Raw genomic sequence first — 5,255 nt, forward strand, 5'->3', positions numbered from 1 at the left:
TGTTGCGTTCGTATAAGTCAATCTGGCAATGTGGCAATGCTTTTTTGGTAAGGATTGAGAAGTATAAACCGCCGGGTCCGCCACCAATAACTGTAATCTTCATTTTAAGCTCTTTTAATGGAGAAAATCTCTCCTAATTTTGAATAATTTGATCCCGCCAAACGCGCAACCGGTCGGTATACATCCATGTTGATTCGGTAATTGTCGGACAATATGGCTTCGTCGATATGAAACATAACAACTCTGCCAATCACTATTGTCGCGCCACCGTGCTGATGGTCTTCCAGCGAATAGTGGTGTACCACTTTACATTCCATCGCCACCGGACTTTCTAAAACCCGTGGTGCTTTTACAATAAGCGATGGAGCAGGAGTGAGTTGTGCGAGCTCGAATTCGTTTTGATCGGGTGGAACGCTGGCTGAAGTCAGATTCATTTTTTCAACGAGTTCTTCCGTAACCAAATTGACTACAAATTCGCCGGTTTCCAGCACATTGTTTAAAGTGTCTTTATTGGTGTTATTCGGACGAACGGTAGAAAACATTACATGAGGCGGATCTTCGCCAACGGCATTAAAAAATGAAAATGGCGCCAGATTTATAGCACCTTCTTTACTAATCGAAGAAATCCATCCAATAGGACGGGGAATAACTGTACCGGTTAGTAGTTTGTATACGGCCGATTGGTCCAATACAGACGGGTCAAAATGCATAGTGTTGTTTGTTTTATCGCAAATTAAACTTTTTTTTTTATAATTGATATTTTTATCAAAATAAAAATAAGTACTCTGTATTTTTATTCGATAATCTTTGCTGATCCTTCATTTTTAAAGGATTTCTGTCACAAACAGCTGTTACTTTGTGAAACTATTTGATTTGACGCCATTTGGCTATCGGAAGGTATTCGCCTTCGCTATTCATAACCAAAAGGGCTTTTGTTTTGCCGTGCATTTTAATATAGCCAATTGGAATGCATGTTCCGAGACGTTCGAGATAAAGCCGACGCACTTCAATATAATAGAAAGGATCTTCGGAAGTTGGTTTTTGAGTGATCCAGGTTACCAGAGTATGCAATCCGCCATCACCGCCGATTTGCTGGCGTACTTCCTTTAAACTCCAAATCCGGTTAAAAACAGCAATATCCTCTTTTGGAAGTGCGTTACTGATCTTTTGATAAAAAGCTTCCCGGTTTTCGGGCAACAAGTATTCGTTGGTTTCGTATAGTTTTTTAACGGAAGCATCGGTAATGCTTTGAGCGACATAATCATCATCAATAAAAATAAAAGCATTGTCATTAGGATGTAATCGGATAACTGTGGTATAAAATAGTTTTTCATCCAAAAAAGCCCTTTCAATAGAATCGACTGAAATGGTATTGTTTTCGGGAGCGCCGGAAGGTTTATTTTTTTGTTGACAACAGCCAAAAAAGAATGCGAACAGACAAACAAGCAGGAGTGGGGCTTTCATTGTAATTACCGGGTTGTGTATTTTTAGAAAAGTAATATTTATTATTTTTAATGTAAATATAGTTGATTAAATATATGTATAATTCAATTTTTAATTTAAAAAAATGAATTATTGATAGATGCATATTTGCTAAAATACTATATTTATGCAAAATTATTATATATGGAGATTTTAGCCTGTCCGAAGTGTAAAAGCAATACTATTGTTAAAAGCGGTGTTATTAATCAGAAACAAAGATACTTATGTAAAAAATGTAACTATTATTTTACCGTTAACAAATTGGGTAAAAAGATAGACGATTACTACGTAACCAAAGCGTTACAGCTCTATCTCGAAGGGCTGAGTTACCGCGAAATTGAACGTATTTTAGGGGTTTCCCACGTTACCGTAAGCAATTGGGTAAAAGAATTTCGGGTTAAAAGACTTACACAAGGCGATTATCATCCAACCTATAAGATTTTTAACCATTTGGAGCTGGTCGAATACCTCAAAAATAAAGAACAACTATCGGGAGCAGGAATGATCATAACGGAGTTAGGGGACAAATTTATGCTGATAAAATGGGAGCGTTTTAAAGACTAGCTATAGTACTTTACAAAAATATATATACAAAAATTTTCATTCCGTTTCATTTTTAGAATTTGGTGAAGCAAAAAACACAAAAAACAACCAAATTACAGTACTTTATGAAACGAATCATTTTACTAGCCGGATTGCTTTTTTTCGCAGCAGAAGGCTATTCTCAAGGTTCGACGGATTACGGTTCGGGATTAAAAGTGAATTTCAATGAAGACGGTTCCAAATACATGCGTTTTATCGCCTGGAATCAGATCTGGTTTCGCTCTTCTGATATGAATCCCGGAACAATGATTGCCGACGAACCGGCGACTACCAATACCGATATCGGTAACCGGCGTTTACGAATGCTGGCGTATGCTCAAATTTCCAAGCGTTATATGATTGTGACGCACTTCGGAATTAACAATCAAACCTTTACCAGTCCGACGGGATCAACCAAAAAGCCGGGTATGTTTTTTCACGATGCCTGGAACGAATATGCGGTGGTTTTACCGGAAGCCGGTAAAAAATTCAGTTTATCACTCGGAGGCGGATTGCATTATTATATGGGATTGTCGCGTATGACGATGGCTTCGACCTTAAATTTCCTGACCATTGATGCGCCGATTTTTAACTGGCCTTTAATTGACAATGCCGATCAGTTTGCGCGGCAGGTCGGATTATTCGCCAAAGGGAAATACGGGAAATTCGAATACCGTATGAGTATCAACAAACCTTTTGGAACCAATACGGCTCCGGTAGATGTTACCAATGCCGATAATGCGGTAGCCGTAGACAATAGCGGAAACACCCGATGGTCGAAAGCCGGTTATTTCGAATACCAGTTTTTAGAACAGGAGTCGAATTTACTACCGTATAAAGTGGGATCCTATCTGGGAACCAAAAAAGTCTTTAATCTTGGTGCCGGATTTTATACCGCTCCGGACGCGACACGAACTTCTGTAAACAGTGTTGTTCAAAAACACGATATCAAATTATTTTCGGCGGATGCTTTTCTGGATTTACCTTTAGGATCCAAAGAAAAGAAAATGGCACTGACGGCTTATTCCGTTTTATACGATTACGATTTTGGTCCCAACTACCTTCGCAATATCGGAATTATGAATGTAGGTGCCGCCGATCCGTCTTTTACGGGCGACCGAGCTTTGGCCGGTGCCGGAAATACCCAACCGATGATCGGTACCGGAACCATCTGGTATACACAAGCCGGATTTTTATTACCGTGTAAAGCCGAAAAACCGGTTGTTCGCATTCAGCCTTTCGGAGCATATACCTATAAAAAATTCGAAGCACTCGAAAAATCCAGTTCGCAGTTTGACATTGGTGCCAATTTCTTCCTGGACGGGCATCATGCTAAAATCACCACGCAGTATTCCACACGGCCGGTTTATATTGCAAAAGACAATATCGACGGGATGAAAGGAGATTTCCTGGTACAACTGCAAATTTATCTATAACCAACACTGAACCACATTTATGAGTAATAAATCAACAAAAGGAATCTGGAGCGTAATCACCGCTTCTTCTGTAGGAACCCTGATTGAATGGTATGATTTTTATATTTTCGGAAGTTTGGCGGTAGTGATTTCTACCAAATTCTTCCCGGCCGATAACCCAACGGCCGCCTTTTTATCGACATTGGCAACCTTTGCTGCCGGATTTGTCGTTCGTCCGTTTGGCGCCTTGTTTTTTGGTCGTCTGGGCGATATGATCGGACGTAAATATACGTTTATGGTAACCCTGTTATTAATGGGAGGCGCCACGTTTTTAATCGGATGTATTCCGAGTTACGAAACCATAGGATTTATGGCGCCGTTATTAGTGTTAGTCCTTCGTTTATTACAAGGATTGGCATTGGGCGGCGAATATGGCGGAGCGGCCACTTATGTCGCCGAACACGCGCCGGTTGGACAACGCGGTTACTGGACGTCGTGGATTCAAACGACGGCTACGGCGGGATTATTCGTGTCGTTGATGGTTATTTTGTTAACCAAAACAACGTTGTCGGAAGCCGCCTTTGACGAATGGGGATGGCGTGTACCGTTTTGGGTGTCGATTCTGATGGTTTTGGTATCATATCTGATCCGTAAAAACATGCACGAATCACCGGTATTTGCCAAAGCGAAAGCCGAAGGAAAAACCAGTGCGAATCCGTTAAAAGAAAGTTTCGGAAACCGTTACAACCTTAAATTTGTATTATTGGCTTTATTCGGAGCCGCGATGGGACAAGGAGTGGTCTGGTATACCGGTCAGTTTTATGCGATGAATTTCCTTAAAACCGTCATGAGTGTCGATTCCACGCAGGTGGATACCTTATTGGGAATCGCGCTATTGATTGGAACACCGTTCTTTGTGGTCTTCGGATGGTTAAGTGATAAAGTAGGACGAAAAAGCATTATGATGGTCGGAATGTTGTTGGCGATCTTTTTATACCGTCCGATTTACAAAGCGATGTACGAAACCACCGATGTGACCTTAAAAACGGAAATGGCCGAGAAAACGAAAATTCTGGCGATAACCAAAGAAAATGCGCATCAAACGATTGATTCCGTTTATACAACGACCAAAGAATTTACAGACGGAACCCAATGGACGCAAATTAAAACCGTTCACCTGGAAGATGGTAAGCCGATTATCGTGGACGGAAAAGCGAAAACCGACGTAAAAACAACGGTAACTATTAATTCATCCGATCGATGGATGTTGATCTTCCTCGTATTTATTCAGGTGATTTTTGTAACGATGGTTTACGGACCGATTGCGGCCTTCCTGGTGGAAATGTTCCCGGTGAAAATCCGATATACCTCGATGTCATTGCCATATCATGTCGGAAACGGAATTTTTGGAGGATTGTTACCGGCGATTTCGACCTATCTGGTAACGGTAGCAAAAGACAACGGCAATCCGACCTTCTATCTGGAAGGATTGTGGTATCCGATTATCATTGCAGCGATCAGCTTTATGATAGGGATGTTTTATATTAACAACAAAAATAATAGTAACGACTAAAAGGCATATTTATGAACAAAATAAAAAGAATACTCGGAATTGTTTGGCTATTATTAGCGGTAGCCGCAGCCTATTTTTGTATCTTTATATTCGGCTTACCAAAGTTTGTGACCGGCAAACAGGACGATTTGGTTTTTGGAATCATCATTCTGTTTATCCTAACGCCCTTAATCGTATTAGGTTTGGGAACCTTTGGCTATTAT

At 40.6% G+C, this 5,255-nt stretch carries 6 protein-coding genes; 4 read left to right on the forward strand and 2 right to left on the reverse strand.

Going from position 1 to position 5,255, the window contains the following annotated elements:
* Positions 1-104 precede the first annotated feature (104 nt).
* Positions 105-710, reverse strand: a complete 606-nt coding sequence (locus Q1R07_RS14060; RefSeq protein ID WP_300491466.1) for a flavin reductase family protein — start codon at positions 708-710, stop codon at positions 105-107.
* A 154-nt stretch (positions 711-864) separates the two neighbouring features.
* Positions 865-1,464 (reverse strand): hypothetical protein, encoded by a 600-nt coding sequence (locus tag Q1R07_RS14065; protein WP_300491468.1) that lies wholly within the window; start codon positions 1,462-1,464, stop codon positions 865-867.
* A 279-nt stretch (positions 1,465-1,743) separates the two neighbouring features.
* Here Q1R07_RS14065 and Q1R07_RS14070 point away from each other — a divergent pair, with 279 nt between their 5' ends.
* The 4 genes from Q1R07_RS14070 to Q1R07_RS14085 all read left to right on the forward strand — a co-directional run.
* Entirely contained in the window at positions 1,744-2,046 is a 303-nt protein-coding gene (locus Q1R07_RS14070) for a helix-turn-helix domain-containing protein (RefSeq protein ID WP_300491470.1), read from the forward strand.
* Positions 2,047-2,150: 104 nt separating this feature from the next.
* Positions 2,151-3,500: a porin gene (locus Q1R07_RS14075; protein ID WP_300491472.1), complete on the forward strand. Its 1,350-nt coding sequence runs from the start codon at positions 2,151-2,153 to the stop codon at positions 3,498-3,500.
* Positions 3,501-3,519: 19 nt separating this feature from the next.
* Positions 3,520-5,052 (forward strand): MFS transporter, encoded by a 1,533-nt coding sequence (locus Q1R07_RS14080; RefSeq protein ID WP_300491474.1) that lies wholly within the window; start codon positions 3,520-3,522, stop codon positions 5,050-5,052.
* Between the two features lie 11 nt (positions 5,053-5,063).
* Positions 5,064-5,255: DUF6814 family protein (locus tag Q1R07_RS14085; protein ID WP_300491476.1), on the forward strand; the 192-nt coding region annotated here is incomplete at its 3' end.

Source organism: Flavobacterium sp. (assembly GCF_030146175.1).
Classification (GTDB): Bacteria; Bacteroidota; Bacteroidia; order Flavobacteriales; family Flavobacteriaceae; genus Flavobacterium.

Coding starts and splice junctions, on each gene's coding strand:
- Q1R07_RS14080 (WP_300491474.1), top strand. CDS start 3,520: ATGAGTAATAAATCAACAAAAGGAATCTGGAGCGTAATCACCGCTTCT.
- Q1R07_RS14075 (WP_300491472.1), top strand. CDS start 2,151: ATGAAACGAATCATTTTACTAGCCGGATTGCTTTTTTTCGCAGCAGAA.
- Q1R07_RS14065 (WP_300491468.1), bottom strand. CDS start 1,464: ATGAAAGCCCCACTCCTGCTTGTTTGTCTGTTCGCATTCTTTTTTGGC.
- Q1R07_RS14060 (WP_300491466.1), bottom strand. CDS start 710: ATGCATTTTGACCCGTCTGTATTGGACCAATCGGCCGTATACAAACTA.